This is a genomic window from Nocardia sp. NPDC055002 (assembly GCF_053608825.1).
Genome location: NZ_JBSGWE010000009.1, coordinates 1 through 18,181, shown reverse-complemented (window position 1 = coordinate 18,181; position 18,181 = coordinate 1). Strand labels below are relative to the sequence as shown.

Sequence of the window (18,181 nt, the reverse complement as noted above, 5' to 3'; positions counted from 1 at the left end):
CGGCGCGGGGCATGCGATGCTGGGCCGATGAGGCAGTTTCGGGTGTGGGCGCCGGAGGCGGGGGCGGTGCGGCTGCAACTGGACGGGGTCGAGCACCCGATGCGAAGAAGCGGCGGCGGCAATTGGTCGGTCCGCGTCGACGCAGGTCAGGGTTCCCGTTACGGATTCCTGATCGACGACGACCCGATGGTGTTGCCCGACCCACGCTCGGCCCGCCAGCCCGACGGCGTGCACGAAACCTCCGCTGTCCACGACCTGGACGAGACGGTCTGGACCGACCGGAACTGGACCGGCAGACCCTTGGCCGGCTCGGTGTTCTACGAACTCCACATCGGCACCTTCACCCCCGAAGGAACCTTCGACGCGGCGATCGAGCACCTCGACCATCTCGTGACACTGGGCGTCACCACCGTCGAACTCATGCCGGTGAACGCCTTCGACGGCACCCACAACTGGGGCTACGACGGCGTCGGATGGTACGCGGTACAGGAAAGCTACGGCGGTCCCGACGGCCTGCAACGCTTCGTCGACGCCTGCCACGCCCGTGGCCTCGCGGTCTGCCTCGACGTGGTCTACAACCACCTCGGCCCGTGCGGCAACTACCTGCCGCGCTTCGGCCCCTACCTCACCGCGGGCCGCAACACCTGGGGTCAGAGCCTCAACCTCGACGGGCCCGGCTCCGACGCGGTCCGCGCCTACATCATCGACAACGCCCTGCGCTGGCTGCGCGAATTCCACCTCGACGCCTTGCGCATCGATGCCGTCCACGCGCTGGTCGACCGCACCGCCACCCACCTGCTCGACGAGCTCGTCGTCGAAACCACCGCGTTGGCAGCACATCTGGGCCGACCGCTCAGCTTGATCGCGGAGAGCGACCTCAACGACTCCCGCCTGATCACCCCGCGCGCGGCAGGCGGCTACGGGCTCACCGGCCAGTGGAACGACGACCTGCACCACGCCGTGCACACCGCCGTCTCCGGCGAAAGGCAGGGCTACTACGCCGATTTCGGCTCACTGGCCTGCCTCACGCAGACACTCACCCACGGCTTCTTCCATGCCGGGACCTACTCCAGCTTCCGGGGCCGCACTCACGGCGCGCCGCTGCGTCGCGACCTCATCCCCGGCAGCGCGCTGTTCGGCTACACCTGCAATCACGATCAGATCGGCAATCGCGCGATCGGTGATCGGCCCAGCGCCTACCTCACCCCCGGTCAACTCGCGGTGAAGGCGGCGCTGGTGCTGCTCTCGGCGAGCACGCCGATGCTGTTCATGGGGGAGGAGTGGGGCGCGCGCACCCCGTTCCAGTTCTTCACCTCCCACACCGACCCGGTCGTCGCCGCGGCCACCGCCGCCGGGCGCCGGGCCGAATTCGCCGAGCACGGCTGGTCCAGCGACGAGGTGCCCGACCCGCAGGACCCGGACACCTTCACCCGCTCCAAGCTCGACTGGACCGAGGTCGGTCGCGAACCGCATGCCCGGTTGCTCGCCTGCTACCGCGGCCTGCTCGCCCTGCGCAAGTCGCGGCCCGAGTTCGCCGATCCATGGCTGGAACGGGTGTGGGCCGACTATGACGAAGCACAGCGTTGGTTCATCCTGCGTCGTGGCCGAATCTCGGTGGTGTGCAACCTCGCCGAGGACGAAGTCGTGATCCCGGTGCACGGTCGGGTGCTGCTGGCCTGGTCACCTGCCACCGAAAGCGGTGCGGGAACACTGATTTCGGGCCACAGTTTCGCCGTGCTCGAGGAAGGTGACGGCGCGGGGACGGTGGTCACCGAGTGATGACGCCGGGCTACGGGTCGGCCACAGTCCGAAACGCGGCGTTGCCGAATGGGCATAACGCCGTATAGTCGGATGATGAGCAACGACGCTTACGGGCAGGAAAGCACTGCCTTACCGGCCGGTGTCGGGGGTTATGCCCCGGCCGGATTCGGTCCCCTGGTGCGCGCTTTCGCCACCTTGATCGGCCATCGCCGCGACGCAGGCGGGGCACTCGCCATCTATCGGCACGGTGAACCACTCGCCCATTTCTGGACCGGTAGTGCGGGTGACCGGCCGTGGACCGCCGATACCGGCGCGATCGTGTTCTCCGCGACCAAGGGCGTCACTGCCACCGTCATCCACCGGCTCGCCGATCGCGGACTGATCGACTACCAGGCGCCGGTCGCCGAATACTGGCCGCGTTTCGCCGCGCACGGCAAGGGCGCGATCACCGTCGCCGACGTGCTCACCCACCGCTCCGGGCTGTCGTCGCTGTCCTCGGTCGCCACCACCGCCGCAGAAGCCCTCGATCACGAGTTGATGGAGGACCGCCTGGCCATGGCCACCCCGGACCGGATGCTCGGCACCCCCACCTATCACGCGCTGACCTACGGCTGGCTGCTCGCGGGCCTGGCCAGGGGCGTGACCGGCCGGAGCATGAGCGAGCTGATCCGCACCGAGGTCACCGATCCGCTCGGGATCGACGGCATCCACCTCGGTCGCCCCGCCGCGGACTCGTCGACCGAATACGCCCGGCTGGCCGGCGCGCACATGAGCTTCGCCGCGCATCCCATCGCCGCCAGTTTCCTCGCCAATGTCGGATTCCGGCTGCCCGGACCGCTCGGCGCGGCCGCCCGCTGCCTGTTCGTGCCCGGCCTCGACGGCATCCTCGACGGTGACGACCCCACGATCCTGAACACCGAGATGCCCGCGGGAAACGGCGTCGCGACCGCCGCCGGACTGGCGAAGATGTACGCGGCGCTGGCCGACGGCGTCACCGTCGACGGCACGCCGTACCTGCAGCAGAGCACGCACGCCGCGATCCGCCGGGTGCAGAGCTACCGGCTCGACCACGCGCTGTTCTACCTGCCGATGATGTGGCACCTGGGCTACCACTCGTTGCCCGTCCCCGGCGCGCGGCACGGCTTCGGCCATATCGGGCTCGGCGGTTCGTTCGGCTGGGTCGACCCGCAGTCGGGTCTCTCGGTGGCCTACGTGCACAACCGTCTCGACCAGATTCTGCTGCCCTACGACCAGCTCGCCATGGGCTGGTTGCTGCCGCTGGTCGTGTCGAGCGTGCGCGCGAGTCGCACGTCCGGACACCGCGAGGACCGCGCGGCGGCGTGACCGCCGCGCGGCGAACCTACGTCAGGTAGCGATAGGCGGGGGAGCCCGGTTCCAGGCGTTCGGCCTGGATCGGGGACTCCTCGATGCGGTGCATCAGCGACGACAGGTTGTCGGTAGCACCGAGCTCGATGCCGACCAGCGCGGCCCCGGTATCCCGGTTGTTGCGCTTGACGTACTCGAACATGGTGATGTCGTCGTCGGGGCCGAGGACATCGTCGAGGAAGCGGCGCAGCGCACCGGGCTCCTGCGGGAAGTCGACCAGGAAGTAGTGCTTGAGACCGCGGTGCACCAGTGAGCGCTCGATGATCTCGCCGTAGCGCGACACATCGTTGTTGCCGCCCGAGACCAGCACCACGACCGTGCTGTCGGGCGCGATGTCGATCTCGGCCAAGGCCGCGGTGGCCAGCGCGCCCGCGGGCTCGGCGATGATGCCTTCGCTCTGGTAGAGGTCGAGCATCGCGGTGCAGATAGCGCCCTCGTCGACCAGCATCACCCGGAAAGCCGCTGTTCCGGTGGAGGATCCGGGTGTGGTGAGCAGGGGCAGCGAGGCATGCGAGACCATCCGGCCGCCGAACGACGCGGCCGCCCGGTAGGGCAGTTCGCCGATGCGGCGCACGGCGGCGCCGTCGACGAACGGGTCGATCTCGGGCAGCGTCACCGGTGCGCCGGCGACCAGCGCGGCGGTCAGCGAGGCCGCGCCCGCGGGTTCGACGGCCAGCAGGCCGGTGTGCGGTGCGCGTTCGCGCAGGTAGGTGCCGATGCCGGCGAGGCAGCCGCCGCCGCCGACCGGGACGATCACCAGGTCGGGGGCCGTGCCGAGCTGGTCGAGGAACTCCGCGGCGATAGTGCCCTGACCCGCGGCGGTGCGCGGGTCGTCGAACGGCGGCACCATGGTGGCGCCGGTGCGGGCGACATCGTCGGCGGCGGCCGCGGCCGCGGCGTCGTAGGTTTCGCCGACGGCGATCAGCTCGACGAACTCGCCGCCGTGCACGCGGATGCGGTCGCGCTTCTGCTTGGGGGTGGTGGTCGGCACATAGATGCGCCCGCGTACACCCATCGCCCGGCAGGCGAACGCCACGCCCTGCGCGTGATTGCCCGCGCTGGCGGTCACCACACCGGCCGCGCGCTCGGCGGCGGTGAGCTGCACCATCAGGTTGTAGGCGCCGCGCAGCTTGTAGGAGCGAACCGCGGTGAGGTCTTCGCGCTTGAGGTACACCTGCGCACCGGTGCTCGCCGACAGCCGCGCGCTGTACTGCAGCGGAGTCGGCTCGATGATGTCGGAAATTCGCTTGGCGGCGGCGTCGATCTCGTCCGCGGTGAGCGGCGGACGGATTACGGACACTTCGGCGACGTCAGCGATGGGGGACACCCGGACAATGCTACCGAGGCGGTTCGCGCGCTCGGCGAGCGGAACCACCCGCCGGGGCGACCGCGGCGGGTGGGCTCGGACCTGCGGTTCAGCGCGGTGTGAGGACGAAGACCGGGATCACGCGATCGGTCTTCTTCGTGTACTCGTCGTAGTCTGGCCACACGGCGACCGCGCGCTCCCACCACCGCGCTCGCTCGTCGCCGACGACCTCGCGTGCGGTGTAGTCCTTGGTGGTGGTGCCGTCGCGCAGTTCGACGTGCGGATCGGCCTTGATGTTGTGGTACCAGACGGGATTCTTCGGCGCCCCGCCCAGCGACGCGACGACGGCATACTCGCCGTCGTGCTCGACCCGCATCAGCGGCGTCTTGCGCAGCTTGCCGGTCTTGGCGCCCTTGGTGGTGAGCAGGATGACGGGCTTGCCCTGCAACGAGGTGCCCTCGGCGCCGCCGGAGTTCTCGTAGGTCTCGGCCTGTTCGCGTGCCCAGTCCGAAGTGCTCGGTGCGTACTCTCCTGTGAGTGGCATGACCTGCACAACGAACCATCGCCCTGTGATGTTCCCGATAGAGCCACTCGAACAAGTTCGGTGGACCGAACTTCGATGTACGCCTATCCTGGTCTGCATGGCAGTGCTCACCTCATCGGCAGCATCCGCGACCGTCGACATCGCGGGTAGCGCTTGGCCGGTCTACAAGCTCGAGGCGCTCGCCGCCGCGCTCGTGGTCGCCGCGCTGTTGCTGCTGATCATCGGGTCGCCGCAGGTCGCGGTTCTGGCGGCCGCCGCCGTGGCCGCCGTCCGCTGGACCGTCGGCGCCACCCGCACCGCGTCGCGCAACTGATTCGGGCACCGGGCCAGGGTCGTTCTCCCCGGATGGCGGATCATTCCGTCAGGTCGAGCGAACTCAACTCACCGCGCGACAGCACGCCCAGCTTCGGATACGCCTTGTAGAGGTGATGGCCGACGGTGCGGTGGCTCAGGAACAGCCGTGCCGCGATCTCCCGATTCGACAATCCCTGCGCGGCCAGCCGCACGATCTGTGATTCCTGCGGGGTGAGCAGGCTCAGCGGGCCGCCGCTCGCACGCGTACCGGTTCCGACACCGAGCGCGCCCAGTTCGGTGCGCGCGCGTTCGCTCCACGGTGCCGCGCCGAGCCGATCGAACAGCTCTGTCGCCTGTTCCAGCTGGGTCCGCGCGTCGACCTTGCGCTTGTCGCGGCGCAGCCACTCGCCGTAGAGCAGCCGAGTGCGGGCTTCGTCGAACGGCCGGTTGGCGGCGAGCGCGGCCACGAAGTGCTGTTCGGCCGCCGAGCCGTCGGCCAGCAACGCGCGTCCACGGGCCGCCAGCGCTGCGATCCAGTCCTGCTCGGCCCGCTGCGACCAGGCGGTGAGCCGATCCAGCGCCTCGGCAGCGCGGTCGGTCGCGCCGAGCCGAACCGCCACCTCGATCTGATCCGGGAGTGTGCGCAGCCCGATGACGTGGTGTCGCGCCGGTTCGATCGTCATATGCGCGAGCTCGGTCCCTGCCTGCTCCAGCCTTCCTTCGCCGAGTGCCAGCAGCGCCACGGCCGCGTGCGCCCACGACGCACCGACCGCGCCCGGCCCGCCGAACTCCTCGGCCGCCGCACGCTCGGCATGGTCTCGACACGATGTCGAATCACCCTGTAGCGCGGCGAGATACGCGAGAAATGCGTGGATCTGACTGATCCACTGCGCCTGCCCGATGTCCTGTGCGATCCGCAGCCCTTCCTCGGCCGCGATCCGGCCCTCCCTCGGTCGCCCGCCGAACAACAACCCCTCGGATCGGAAGAACAGCAGCGGCGCCAGCAACCCGATCCGCCCCTGCTCCCTGCATTCCCTGATCAACTCGCCTGCCAGTTCCTCGACCTGCTCGTCCTGCCCGACGACCAAACCGCTGCCACACAGCTGCACGAGGTCGGCCGGACTGTCCGCCCCGCCGGTCCGGGCGGCGGCCGCCGCGTCCCGCAGGTCGGCGACCCGCTGACCTGTCACCGACCCGGTCAGATATCGCGCGATCGGCGTCGCCGGGTCTTCCTCCACCAGTCGCAGCGTCGCCAGGACATCGGCGACCTCGTCGAGCTCGTCGGGTCCGAGGTACCACGCGGTGTGCACGGCCTTGGTCAGGATCCGAGACGCGCCACGGGGATCGGATGCGCGCATCGCGACGGCCGCTGACATCAACCGCCGATGCGCGGAACCCGGTTTGCCGCCCGCGAATTCGGCCTGCGCCCGTACCAGGTCCAGCCGCAGCTCGAACGCGGCTCCGCCTTCCTCGGGCGCGGTGGCCTGCTCGCCACTCCCGGCGACCACCCCGGCAGAGCTGACAGGCCCTCGTTCGCCAGGCCGCGCCGCCTGCTCCGTCGGGCCGCCGGTTGCTCGGCCGCCGGGGGCAGCCTCGCCCGCCGGCTTCCGGACCTCGCTCGACAGCGACGCGGCTCGCTCGGCCAGTCGCTCCGCGCGGTCGGTGAGGCCGGCCTCCGTCGCGGACTCGGCGGCGAGGACGAGTCTGCGCACGCGCGCGCTCGCGTCGATGCTCAGCGCGGCCGCGCGATCGTAGGCGGTCACGGCGGCATGGAGGCCGTGGCGGCGCCGGGCACGGTCGGCCGTGTGCTCGAGTGCGGTGGCGGTGTTCTCGTCGGGACCTGTTGCGGCGCTGGCGAGATGCCATGCCCGCAGGTCCGCGGTGTCGTCGCCGCTCAGTGCGTCGGCCAGGGCGCGGTGGGCAGCGAGTCGGTCGGTGAGCGCGGCGCCTTGGTACACCGCCGACCGCAGCAGTGGGTGGTGCCAGGTCAGCACCTGACCGTCGGTGCCGATCATGCCCGCGTCCTGGGCGGGTTGCAGATCCGGCAGTGACGCACCGAGACCGGCCGCGGCACGCAGGATCGGCGCCAGGTCCGCGGCACCGGCCGCCGCCGCGACCAGAAGCACGGTCCGCGTCGCCGCGGGCAAGCGGGTGACGCGGCCGTGGAAGGCCAGCTGTAACCGCTGCGTCAACGGCAACGGATTCGCGTCATCGACACTGCCGTCGCCGACTACTGCCGGAAGTTCCAGCAGCGCGAGGGGATTACCGCCCGACTCGGCGAGCAATCGATACCGAACGGCCGGACTCAGCGGGGTTGTACCGGCATCGAGCAGTGCCGCCGACGCATCGGGACGTAGACCGGACAGGGCGAGTTCTGTCAGCCCGGGCGCGGGAAAGTCCTGCGGTCCCGAGCGCGTCGCGAACAGCATCACCACCCCTTCGGCCTGGAGCCTGCGCGCCGCGAACAGCAGTGCCTCCGCGCTGGCCCGGTCCAGCCAATGCGCGTCGTCGATCAGGCACAGCAGCGGCCCGTTGGCTGCTTCCTCCGCGAGCAGGGTCAGTACCGCCAGCCCGATCAGCATCCGATCGGCGGGCGCGCCCTCGCCCAGCCCGAACGCCGCCTCGAGTGCGTCACGCTGCCGCGACGGCAGTTGGCGCACCAGCTCCATGCCTGGCCGGACCAGCAGATGCAGTGCCGCGAAGGGCAATTCGGCCTCGGACTCGATGCCCGCGCTACGCACTGTCGGAACACCTTGCGCTGCCGCGTAATCCAGCAGCGCCGTCTTCCCGATTCCGGCCTCGCCGCGCACCACCAGGGCCCCGCTTCGCCCCGCGCGTGCCCCGCCGAGCAGGTCATCGATCCTGGCCTGTTCGGCATCGCGTCCGTGCAGCATGGGCTCCACCGTATCGCCGTACCGGTACCGCGGGCAGTCGCGCCGGGAAAAGTACCTATACGCGACTGATTCGACCGACCCCCCGCACGCCATAACGTTGTGTCCATCGCAGGAACAACCAGCGAAACACCAGCTCACAGCCTATTTCGGAGGTCGAGATGAACACCGTCGTCGCACAGTACCTGGAAGCGTGGAACACCCGCGAGCCCGCCGCCCGCCGCTCCGCCGTCGCCCGTCTGTTCACCCCGCAGGCCCGCTACGTCGACCCGCTGGTCGCGGTCACCGGCCACGCCGAACTCGAGGCCGCGATCGCCGGTGTCCAGGCTCAGTTCCCCGACTGGACATTCACCCTGGCCGGTCCCGTCGACGCCCATCACGACCAGGTCCGCTTCACCTGGGGTCTCGGCCCCGCCGACGCCCCTGCCGTGGTGATCGGCTTCGACGTCGCCGTCCTCACCGACGGCCGCATCGACAGCGTCTACGGCTTCCTCGACCAGGTCCCCGCCACCACCTAACCCTCTCGCAGCCAAGGAGATCCGCCATGACCACCACCGCTCCGTCCCGTCTGTCCGCGTTGTTCGCCTCCGGCGAGAACCTGCTGCGGCTGTCGCTGCGCCTCGACGCCGTCGTCACCACCGCCAACGGCCTGGCCTACCTGGCACTGGCGCAACCGCTGGAACGGCTACTCGGACTCGATGCCGGTGTCGGCCTCGCGATCGGCGCCTTCCTCACCGCCTACGGCCTGGCCGTCGCGATCGTCAGCCGATCGGCACCGGTCAACCGGGCCGCGGCGTCGGCGGTGGCGACGGGCAACACCGCCTGGGTCGTGGCCAGTCTCGCCGCGCTGTCGACCGGTGCGCTCGGTCTCACCACGGTGGGCGCGGTATGGGCGGTGCTGCAGTCGGTGACCGTCGGCGGATTCGCCGCGCTGCAGTATCTGGGACTACGTCGTAGTCACTGAGCTGGACACGAAGGACCGACTCACGCAGTGTCGGTCCCTCGCCGGCGCGCGCCTTCGGGCTCGCGTGTGCTGCCCTCGTGCTGTCAGCGCACCAGCAACGCGACAGGAAGTCGAGCGAACAGCTTGTCCACCCGCGCACTACCCGCGAAGGTGTTTCCGGTGAGCCGATCGGTCCAGTTGCCCTGCGGCAGCGGCAAAGTGGTGTCCAGCCAGCCCGCGGTGCCGAGCCCGACCGAATGCCGGGTCGCCGCCACGATCACCTCCGGGGCTTCGCCCGCGGGCCCCCGCCCGTAGGCGATGAACCGATGCGCGTGCTCACCGATGGCATAGAGCGGCCGGTACATCCCGCCGACGAAGCACTCCGGCCGCTCCCGGCGCAACCACAGCGCATAGGCGACCACCCACATCTTCGCCGCACCGGTGGTGTCCAGAGTCGGTGTGTCGGTGAGTGACTGGAGCATCCCGACCCGGGTGGCGAAGTTCACCGGCCGCCGGTTGTCGGGGTCGACGAGGGAGTCTTCCCACAACTCGGTGCCCTGATAGATATCGGGAATCCCCGGCGCGCCCAGCTGCAAGAGCTTCTGCGACACCGCGTCCGACCACGCGTGCGGCGCGAGCTCGTGGGCCAGATCGCCGATGCCGGTACCGACCGGCCCATCGATCACCGCGTCGAGCCAGCCGTGCACGGCCGATTCGAACGCCGCGTCCGGCTCCTCCCAGGAAGTCTTCGTGCCCGCCTCGCGAATCGACTTCTCCGCGAACATGTGCAGCCGGTCCCGCAGCCCCGGCACCGACGAAGCGGGCCGCCCGTCGGCGGGCCACACCCCGAACATGTTCTGCAACAGGAACAACGCGGTGGCCCCGTCGGGCGCGGGGGTGGTCTCCAGCCAGCCTCGAACCCGCTGCGACCAGACATCGGCGACCTGTGACAGCACCCCGATCCGGGCACGCACGTCCTCCCCGCGTTTGGTGTCGTGGGTCGAGATCGTCGTCATGGTCGCGGGCCAGCGCTGCGCGCGTTCACTGTTGGACAGGTGGAAGTCGTTGACGGAGTGGCCGAATCGGGCCGGATTGCCGCCCACCTCCTGTAGCGACACCAGCCGCGCACCCTGATAGAACATCGTGTCCTCGACCGACTTGGCGGTGATCGCCCCACACACCTGCGAGAACCTCGTCGCCGCCTCACCCCCCACCGACAGCGCGGTCACCAGGACCGACAGCGGCGCCGTCAGCTCGGCGTTGCGCTTCTCCACCTCCGCCACGACCGCGGCCGTCATCCCGGCCAGCGGTGCGTAATCCACCCGGTACACCGGCATGAAAGCCAGTACCTCGATGGTCGCGTTGCTCACCGCGAGGGTGTCGAAACTGCCCGCGTTGCCGTCGCGTTTGATCGCGGCGACCAATCGCCGGATCTCCGGCGCGAGAATGGTTTCGGCGACGGCCCGCTTGATCCGATGCTCGGTTTCACCGAACCACGCCCGGTCGCTGCCGTGCCCCGCGACGTGCTGGGACAGTTCGGTCAGCGTCGCCTCGCCCGCCGGATCGATCAGCACCCCACCGAGATCGGCGAGCGCGTCGTAGCCGGTGGTGCCGTCGACCGGCAGCGTCGCGTCCAACGGCTCACGGTTGGCGAGGATCTTCTCGACGAGCAGGAGCCGTTGCGGCCCGATCAGCCTGCGCAACCGGGTCAGATACGCGCTCGGATACGACAAGCCGTCCGGATGATCGACGCGAACGCCGTCGATCAGATCGTGTTCGCACCAGGCCGCCAGCTCCCGGTGCGTCGCCTCGAACACCTCCGGGTCTTCCTGCCGGATCGCGGCCAGACTGTTCACCGCGAAGAACCGCCGATACGTGCACACCCCGGCTTTCCAGCTCACCAGCCGGTAGTGCTGGCGGTCGTGGATGCGCAGTGCGTTGTCGCCGTCGGTGCCCGCCGCGATCGGGAATCGCAGATCGTGCAATGCCAGCATCGGTTCCGCGCCGGACCGGTCGACGGTGAGCGCGGCCGGGTCGTTCTCGTTCTGCAGGACCGGCAGCGCCAACCGCCCGCCCGCGCCGTTGCCCGAACTCCAGTCGATGTCGAAATACTTGGCGTACTGCGACTTCTGGCCGTTGCGCAGCACATCCCACCACCACCGATTCTGCCGCGGATCGGCGACGCCCACATGGTTGGGCACCAGGTCGACGATCAATCCCATACCCCGGCTTCGCACTTCGTCGGAGAGCGCTTTGAGGCCGGTCGGCCCGCCGAGCGCGGCGGAGACCGTGGTGGGGTCGGTGACGTCGTAACCGTGTGTCGACCCGTGCGTCGCGGTGAGGATCGGCGACAGGTACAGGTGCGAGATGCCCAGCTGCTGCAGGTATTCGGCGATGGCGCGGGCATCGGCGAAGGTGAGCGCGTCGGGGCGCAGCTGCAACCGGTAGGTGCTGCGCACCGTGCCCGCCCGGACGGGCGCGCGATGCAGCATGGTCAGCGGGTCGGTCACATAGGTCTCGGTCATCGTCTCGCTCGGCGGCTAGGTGGTTCGGCGCAATACGAGCAGGCAGCGGCTGGCGACCGGCAGCGTCGCCGCCGCGGCGTACACCGCGTCGGCCGCGCCGGTCGGGGTCGAACAATCCAGGGCGAGCGACCACTGCGCGCCGAACTCCGGTCCGGGCAGGACGAAATCGATCGCTTCGTCGTGCGCATTGAAGCACAGCAGGAACGAGTCGTCGGTGATGCGCTCACCCCGTGGACCCGGTTCGGCGATGCCGTCACCGTCGAGCAGCACCGCCAGTGATTTCCCGAAGCCGCTGTCCCAGTCGTCGTTGGTCATCTCGGTGCCCGCGGGCGCGAACCAGGCGATCTCGCGCCGGTGGCCCTGATCGTCGCTCGGCCCGGCGGCCAGGAAGCGGCGACGCCGGAAGATCGGATGTTCGGTGCGCAAGGTGATCACCGTGCGGGTGAACTCGAGCAGGTCGGCATTCGATTCCGCCAGCGACCAGTCCATCCACGCCAGCGGCGAATCCTGGCAGTACACATTGTTGTTGCCGAGCTGCGTGCGTCCGATCTCGTCACCATGGGCGAGCATCGGCGTGCCCTGACTCAGAATCAGCGTGGCCAGCAGATTGCGTTGCTGACGTGCACGCAGCGCGAGGACCCGGGGATCGTCGGTCTCGCCTTCGACACCACAGTTCCACGATCGGTTGTGGCTTTCCCCGTCCCGATTGCCCTCACCGTTGGCGTCGTTGTGTTTCTCGTTGTAGGACACCAGGTCGCGCAGCGTGAAGCCGTCGTGCGCGGTGACGAAGTTGATGCTGGCACCGGGCCGCCGGCCCGTCGACTCGTACAGATCCGACGATCCGGTGAGCCGAGAGGCGAACTCGCCCAATGTCGCGGGCTCCCCACGCCAGTAGTCACGGACTGTGTCCCGGTATTTGCCGTTCCACTCGGTCCACAGACTGGGGAAGTTGCCGACCTGGTAGCCGCCCTCGCCCACGTCCCACGGTTCGGCGATGAGCTTGACCTGACTCACCACCGGATCCTGGTGTACCAGGTCGAAGAACGCGGAAAGCCGGTCCACATCGTGCAATTCGCGTGCCAGGGTGGCGGCGAGGTCGAAGCGGAAGCCGTCGACGTGCATGTCCAGAATCCAGTACCGCAGCGAATCCATGATCAGTTGCAGCGTGTGCGGATGCCGGACATTGAGGCTGTTGCCGGTGCCGGTGTAGTCCTTGTAGTGCTCGGGGTCGGCCTCGTCGAGCCGGTAGTACGCGGCGTTGTCGATCCCGCGCAGGCTCAGTATCGGCCCGTTGTGGTTGCCCTCGCCGGTGTGGTTGTAGACGACGTCGAGAATCACCTCGATGCCCTCGGCGTGCATCGCGCGCACCATCGCCTTGAACTCCGCGACCGCGCCGTCGCCGCGCGGCCGGGCCGAATACTGGTTGTGCGGTGCGAGATAGCCGATGCTGTTGTAGCCCCAGTAGTTGCGCAATCCCTGATCGGTGAGCACGTGATCGTGGAAGAACTGGTGTACCGGCATGAGCTCGATCGCGGTGACGCCCAGCGACTTCAGATGCCCGATGATCGCCGGATGCGCCAGGCCCGCGTAGGTGCCGCGCAGATCCTCCGGGATATCCGGGTGCGTCATCGTCAGGCCCTTGACGTGCGCCTCGTAGATCACCGTCTCGTGGTACGGCCGGTTCGGCGGGCGATCGGGGCCCCAGTCGAAGAACGGGTTGATCACCACCCCGGTCATCGTGTTGCCCAGCGAATCAAGCCCGTAGGTGTAAAGCGAGGGATCGTTGACGAATTCGCCGTCGAACGCCTTCCCGTACGGGTCGAGCAGCAGTTTGCTGGGGTCGCAGCGCAATCCGCGCTCCGGATCGTACGGACCGTGGACCCGAAAGCCGTACCGCTGCCCCGGGGTGACGGAGGGCAGGTAGGCGTGCCAGACGTAACCGTCGACTTCGTCGAGGTCGACGCGGGTCTCGGAGCCGTCCTTGGCGATCAGGCAGAGCTCGACCTCGGTGGCGACTTCGGAGAACACCGAGAAGTTGGTGCCGCCGCCGTCGTAGGTCGCGCCGAGCGGATACGCGGTGCCCGGCCACACCTCGGGTCGGTCGTTCGGGCTCGACATGCTACGACAGTAATGGAACCCCGGGCCCCACCGCGCACGATGTGACCGGCCGCTCGCTGACCGCCGCTCAGGCCGATGCGGTCGCGAGCAGCCGCCGCGCGTAGCCCGTGCGCCGCGCGAGCCCGGCCAGTCCGCCGAAGATCAGCCGTTGCAGGAATGCGGGCGGACCGGCGAGATAGCCGTCCTGGTACTCCCACAGCAGCCCGAGGGCGAGCGGATTGCGGGGGAGCTTGCTCGTGGTCGTCTTGTTCGCGTTGTCGAGGCCGCTCCAGAACGCGAACATCTCCCAGTGCCGCAGCGGCGGACGGATCACGTGGTCCATCACGGTGTCGCCGGCTTCGTTCCAGAACTCGTGCACCACGCGCGGGGGAGCGGTGACCGTGTCGCCGGGCTTCGCGACGATCTCTTCGCCGCCGATCCGGAAGCGCACCTGACCGGTGCGAATGGTCCAGGTTTCGCTGATCTCCGGATGCCGGTGCGGGCCCGCTTCCCGGCCGACGTGCGGCAGTACATGTTCGAGTCGTAGATAGGCGCCCTGCGCGTCGGCGCCACGATCGACGAGCGTGACCCGATGCCCGTTGCGAAAGGTGAGGACGGAACCGATGGCAGCCATGATCCAGATATAAAGGTAACCTTCCTAATATGTCAATGGCTGAGCGGTCCTCCTTGCTGAAACTGCTGGTCCAGGCGGCCGATGCCTACGAGCGCGCGCTGAACCCCGCGCTGCGCGCCGGGCTCGGAACCGACCTGCGCCCAGCGCACTACGCGGTGTTCCGATACCTCGCACCGGAAGGCTCCCGGGTGACCGCGCTGGCCGAGGCCGCCGGGATGACCCAGCAGTCGATGGGGGAGCTGGTCACCCACTTGGAGAAGTGCGGATACGTGCGGCGCACGCCCGATCCCGCGGACGGGCGCGCGCGGCTGGTGGTCGCCACCGCAGCCGGTCGGGAGGCGGTGGCGCTGGCCGGGCAGCACATCCAGCGAATCGAACGGGTGGTCGCCGCCGAGCTGGGTGCGGAATCGCTCGCCGTGGTCCGCGATGCCCTCGCTCGGCTGCCCGCCGCGATCGCGATTCACGCCGACACCCGGTCCGCCGACGACGGCGAGTGATAACTTGAACAGTGTTCAAGGCTGTCGTCTCGGCAGCACCGGGCGACGACGAGGAAACCTGTGGACCTGACCCCCGAGCAGATCACCGCCCTCGATGCCGAACACGTCTGGCATCCCTACGGCGGATTCCCCGCGACCACCGAGCCGCTGGTCGTGGCGGGTGCGGCAGGAACGCGACTCACTCTCGCCGACGGCCGTGAACTCGTCGACGGGATGAGCTCGTGGTGGGCGGCTGTCCACGGCTACTGCCACCCGGTCCTCGACGCTGCCCTGCTCGCGCAATCCCAGCGCATGAGTCACGTGATGTTCGGCGGGCTCACCCACGAACCGGCCACCCGGCTGACCCAACTGCTGGTCGAACTCACGCCCGCCGGTCTCGACAAGGTCTTCCTCTGCGACTCCGGTTCCGTATCGGTCGAGGTCGCGACCAAGATGTGCCTGCAGTACTGGCGCGGCGCCGGGCGCCCGGCGAAGAACCGGCTGCTCACCTGGCGCGGGGGATACCACGGCGACACCTTCACCCCGATGAGCGTCTGCGACCCCGATGGCGGCATGCACTCACTGTGGACCGACGTCCTCACCGAGCAGGTCTTCGTCCCCGCGCCGCCACGAGAGTTCGAACCCGGCTACGTCGCCGAACTCGAACGCGCCGTCGCCACCCATCGCGACGAACTGGCCGCGGTGATCGTCGAACCGGTCGTCCAGGGCGCGGGCGGCATGCGCTGGCACGATCCGCGCTACCTCACCGAACTGCGCCGGATCTGCGACGACAACGACGTGCTGCTCGTCTTCGACGAGATCGCCACCGGGTTCGGCCGCACCGGCGAGCTGTTCGCCGCCGATCACGCGGGCGTCGCACCCGATGTGATGTGCGTCGGCAAGGCGCTGACCGGCGGCTACCTCACCCTGGCGGCGGCACTGTGCACCGCGCGGATCGCCGAGACCATCAGCGCGGCACACGGCGGACTGATGCACGGGCCGACCTTCATGGGCAACCCGCTGGCCTGCGCCGTCGCGGTCGCCTCGATCGAGTTGCTGCGCTCGCGGGACTGGCGAGGCGAGGTGTCCAGGATCGAGTCGGAGTTGCGGGCCGGCCTCGCGCCGCTGGCCGAGCTGCCCGGCGTCGCCGAAGTCCGCGTGCTCGGCGCGATCGGCGTCGTCGAACTCGACGAACCCGTCGATATGCGCGCCGCGACCGATGCCGCCGTCGACGCGGGCGCCTGGCTGCGCCCGTTCCGCAACCTGGTCTACACGATGCCCCCGTTCATCAGTACCAGCGCCGACATCGCCACCATCACCGAGGCCGTGGGCGCGGCGGTGAAGGCCTCGATCGCATGAGCTCGACCGTCCTGAACGCTGTTCAAGTATGCTGCTCAACTGTGAGTACGGATCCGTTGAGGTGGTTGGACGAGCGTGCGGCCGAACGGGTCGACGCGGGGCTACGCAGGCACCTGCGCGAGCGCGTCGCCGAGTCGTCCGCGATCGACCTCGCCTCCAATGACTACTTGGGCCTGCACCGGCACCCCGAGGTCGTCGAGGGCGCGATCGAGGCGGTGCGTCGCTGGGGAGCAGGCTCCACGGGCTCTCGCTTGGTCACCGGCACGACCACCGAGCACGCACTCCTCGAACTCGAACTGGCCGAATTCGTCGGCGCCGAAACAGGATTGGTCTTCGCGACTGGCTACGCCGCCAACCTCGGCGTGGTCACCGCGCTGGCCGGGCGCGGCACCCTCGTGGTCTCCGACGCGGGCTCGCACGCCTCCCTGGTCGACGCGTGCAGGCTTTCTCGCGCCAGAGTCGCGATCGCTGCGCACCGCGATGTCGCCGCGATCGAACGATTGCTCGCCGAGCGCACCGAAGAGCGCGCGCTGGTGCTCACCGATTCGGTCTTCAGCGCCGACGGCGATCTCGCACCACTGGCCGACCTGCACCGCGTCACCCGTGCGAACGGCGCGATCCTGATCGTCGACGAAGCGCACGGACTCGGGGTCCGTGGCGAGGGCGGACGTGGGCTCGTGCACGAGCTGGGCTTGGCGGGCGAACCGGACCTCGTGATCACCGCGACGTTGTCGAAGGCATTCGCCGCCCAGGGCGGCGTCGTCCTGGCCGATGCCAGAATCCGTGCCCACCTCATCGATGCCGCGCGCACCTTCATCTTCGACACCGGCCTGGCTCCCGCCGCGGTCGGTGCTGCCCGCGCCGCGCTGGCGCTGCTGCGCCGCGACCCGTCGATGGCCACCCGCGTTCTCGACCGGGCCGCCGACATCGCCCGGATCGCCGGGGTCTGCGAACCCGACTCCGCGGTTGTTTCCGTCGTCCTCGGCGAAGCGCAAGTCGCCTTCGATGCCGCGCAGGCATGCCGCGCCCGCGGCCTCGACGTCGGCTGCTTCCGCCCGCCGTCGGTACCCGAAGGCACCTCACGGCTGCGCCTCACCGCCCGCGCCGACCTGACTTCCGCCGAGCTCGAGACGATCGCCGAGGTCCTCGGCGATGTTCTCGCGTCGGCCCGCGGCAAGGAATCGGTGACGGCATGACTGTCCTGCTGATCAGTGGCACCTCGACCGACGTCGGCAAAACCGTCGTCACCGCCGCACTGGCCGCGGCCGCGCGGGCCGCGGGGCGCACCGTCGCTGTCTGCAAGCCCGCGCAGACCGGCATCGCCCCGGGCGAACCCGGCGACCTCGCCGAGGTCGCCCGCCTGACCGGGGTGACCCGCACCCTCGAGCTCGCTCGCTACCCGGAACCACTCGCTCCCGACACCGCCGCGCGCCGCGCGGCCATGCCACTGCTGACCCTGAGCGACACCGTCGCCGCCGTCGAATCGCTGGCCGATGCCGACCTTGTGCTGGTCGAAGGCGCGGGCGGACTGCTGGTGCGGATGGGCGAGTTCACCCTGCTCGACCTCGCCCAGAAGATCGGTGCACCGGTATTGGTCGTCGCCGCAGCCGGCCTGGGCACCCTCAACCACAGCGAACTCACCACCCGGACCCTCGCCGCGGCAGGTGTTCCCTGCGCCGGCTTGGTGATCGGCTCCTGGCCGATCGATCCCGACCTCGCCTCCCGGTGCAATCGCGACGACCTTCCGCGGGTCACCGAGACCCCGATAGTCGGCGCGATCCCCGCCGGCGCTGGACAGTGGGACCGCCACCGCTTCACCGCGGCCGCACCGAGCTGGTTCACCGCCGGTCCGCTGTTTGGAAACCACCCTTGACCAGCCGATTTGACTTCGTGTTGGTCGGCACGTAACTTTATTCGAGTCAGAGCGACACGGACACCGACTCAGCCACTGGCTGGGACACGAGG

General features: G+C 69.4%; 15 protein-coding genes. 9 read left to right on the top strand and 6 right to left on the bottom strand.

Annotation, left to right across the window (positions count from 1 at the left end; genetic code table 11):
- The first annotated feature begins 27 nt into the window (after positions 1-27).
- Entirely contained in the window at positions 28-1,779 is a 1,752-nt protein-coding gene (gene treZ, locus ACWF99_RS28800) for a malto-oligosyltrehalose trehalohydrolase (RefSeq protein WP_452537923.1), read from the top strand.
- 75 nt (positions 1,780-1,854) lie between these two features.
- The gene (locus ACWF99_RS28795; protein ID WP_452537922.1) at positions 1,855-3,105 is read left to right on the top strand and encodes a serine hydrolase domain-containing protein; all 1,251 of its coding nucleotides are present in this window, start codon (positions 1,855-1,857) and stop codon (positions 3,103-3,105) included.
- Between the two features lie 16 nt (positions 3,106-3,121).
- Here the strand turns inward: ACWF99_RS28795 and ilvA are convergent, their stop codons facing one another.
- Both ilvA and ACWF99_RS28785 read right to left on the bottom strand, forming a co-directional pair.
- Positions 3,122-4,474: a threonine ammonia-lyase IlvA gene (gene ilvA, locus ACWF99_RS28790; RefSeq protein WP_452537921.1), complete on the bottom strand. Its 1,353-nt coding sequence runs from the start codon at positions 4,472-4,474 to the stop codon at positions 3,122-3,124.
- Between the two features lie 88 nt (positions 4,475-4,562).
- Positions 4,563-4,997: a nitroreductase family deazaflavin-dependent oxidoreductase gene (locus ACWF99_RS28785; protein WP_378636786.1), complete on the bottom strand. Its 435-nt coding sequence runs from the start codon at positions 4,995-4,997 to the stop codon at positions 4,563-4,565.
- Between the two features lie 97 nt (positions 4,998-5,094).
- Here ACWF99_RS28785 and ACWF99_RS28780 point away from each other — a divergent pair, with 97 nt between their 5' ends.
- Positions 5,095-5,310: a hypothetical protein gene (locus ACWF99_RS28780; protein ID WP_378636789.1), complete on the top strand. Its 216-nt coding sequence runs from the start codon at positions 5,095-5,097 to the stop codon at positions 5,308-5,310.
- Between the two features lie 40 nt (positions 5,311-5,350).
- On the opposite strand, the gene ACWF99_RS28775 is transcribed toward ACWF99_RS28780, so the two are convergent.
- A complete protein-coding gene (locus ACWF99_RS28775) occupies positions 5,351-8,185 on the bottom strand; it encodes a helix-turn-helix transcriptional regulator (RefSeq protein WP_452537920.1) in 2,835 nt (944 codons plus the stop codon).
- Positions 8,186-8,343: 158 nt separating this feature from the next.
- Between ACWF99_RS28775 and ACWF99_RS28770 the strand changes: the two genes are divergently transcribed.
- The gene (locus ACWF99_RS28770) at positions 8,344-8,700 is read left to right on the top strand and encodes a nuclear transport factor 2 family protein (RefSeq protein WP_378636793.1); all 357 of its coding nucleotides are present in this window, start codon (positions 8,344-8,346) and stop codon (positions 8,698-8,700) included.
- 26 nt (positions 8,701-8,726) lie between these two features.
- Complete coding sequence (locus ACWF99_RS28765; protein WP_378636795.1) at positions 8,727-9,146, top strand: hypothetical protein; 420 nt, start codon at positions 8,727-8,729, stop codon at positions 9,144-9,146.
- Positions 9,147-9,229: 83 nt separating this feature from the next.
- On the opposite strand, the gene treY is transcribed toward ACWF99_RS28765, so the two are convergent.
- The 3 genes from treY to ACWF99_RS28750 all read right to left on the bottom strand — a co-directional run bounded on the left by treY (position 9,230) and on the right by ACWF99_RS28750 (position 14,381).
- Positions 9,230-11,617: a malto-oligosyltrehalose synthase gene (gene treY, locus ACWF99_RS28760; RefSeq protein WP_378636841.1), complete on the bottom strand. Its 2,388-nt coding sequence runs from the start codon at positions 11,615-11,617 to the stop codon at positions 9,230-9,232.
- 48 nt (positions 11,618-11,665) lie between these two features.
- The gene (gene glgX / locus ACWF99_RS28755; RefSeq protein ID WP_452537919.1) at positions 11,666-13,768 is read right to left on the bottom strand and encodes a glycogen debranching protein GlgX; all 2,103 of its coding nucleotides are present in this window, start codon (positions 13,766-13,768) and stop codon (positions 11,666-11,668) included.
- A 67-nt stretch (positions 13,769-13,835) separates the two neighbouring features.
- Positions 13,836-14,381 (bottom strand): cupin domain-containing protein, encoded by a 546-nt coding sequence (locus ACWF99_RS28750; RefSeq protein ID WP_378636800.1) that lies wholly within the window; start codon positions 14,379-14,381, stop codon positions 13,836-13,838.
- A gap of 29 nt (positions 14,382-14,410) precedes the next feature.
- Here ACWF99_RS28750 and ACWF99_RS28745 point away from each other — a divergent pair, with 29 nt between their 5' ends.
- The 4 genes from ACWF99_RS28745 to bioD are packed head-to-tail and all read left to right on the top strand — an operon-like array spanning position 14,411 to position 18,089.
- Positions 14,411-14,878: a MarR family winged helix-turn-helix transcriptional regulator gene (locus tag ACWF99_RS28745; protein ID WP_452537918.1), complete on the top strand. Its 468-nt coding sequence runs from the start codon at positions 14,411-14,413 to the stop codon at positions 14,876-14,878.
- Between the two features lie 60 nt (positions 14,879-14,938).
- On the top strand, positions 14,939-16,216 hold the full coding sequence (locus ACWF99_RS28740) for an adenosylmethionine--8-amino-7-oxononanoate transaminase (protein ID WP_452537917.1): 1,278 nt from the start codon (positions 14,939-14,941) through the stop codon (positions 16,214-16,216).
- Positions 16,213-17,412: an 8-amino-7-oxononanoate synthase gene (locus ACWF99_RS28735; protein ID WP_452537916.1), complete on the top strand. Its 1,200-nt coding sequence runs from the start codon at positions 16,213-16,215 to the stop codon at positions 17,410-17,412. The genes ACWF99_RS28740 and ACWF99_RS28735 overlap by 4 nt, the downstream gene beginning before the upstream one ends.
- Positions 17,409-18,089, top strand: coding sequence for a dethiobiotin synthase (gene bioD / locus ACWF99_RS28730; protein WP_452537915.1), 681 nt, complete (start codon positions 17,409-17,411; stop codon positions 18,087-18,089). Before ACWF99_RS28735 ends, bioD begins: the two co-directional genes overlap by 4 nt.
- Positions 18,090-18,181 lie beyond the last annotated feature (92 nt).